Here is a 330-nt window from a genome sequence, read left to right as displayed (position 1 = left end):
GATCATCCCCGCAGGCGCGGGGAACTCCCCGTCGTCGCCTTCGGTGACCTCAGCGCGGACGGATCATCCCCGCAGGCGCGGGGAACTCTCTGCGTCCAGTGGTGTAGATGCCGGCTTGGGCGGATCATCCCCGCAGGCGCGGGGAACTCGCCGCACTCCCCTACGCGACCGCCTACCAAGACGGATCATCCCCGCAGGCGCGGGGAACTCAAAACCTTTTCTAAAGATCGATGAATACGATTCGGATCATCCCCGCGGGCGCGGGGAACTCTCCATCATCCTGGTGTAGACGCGTCCCTCAGTCGGATCATCCCCGCAGGCGCGGGGAAC

The 330-nt window shown here is 65.5% G+C and carries 1 CRISPR repeat array.

The features are described from left to right. Position 1: 1 nt before the first annotated feature. Positions 2 to 330: direct repeats of the CRISPR family, unit length 24 nt; unit sequence ATCATCCCCGCAGGCGCGGGGAAC.

This window comes from Arthrobacter sp. HMSC08H08, from assembly GCF_001807575.1.
Lineage (GTDB): Bacteria > Actinomycetota > Actinomycetes > Actinomycetales > Micrococcaceae > Pseudoglutamicibacter > Pseudoglutamicibacter albus.
This window is presented reverse-complemented; position numbering and strand designations above follow the sequence as displayed.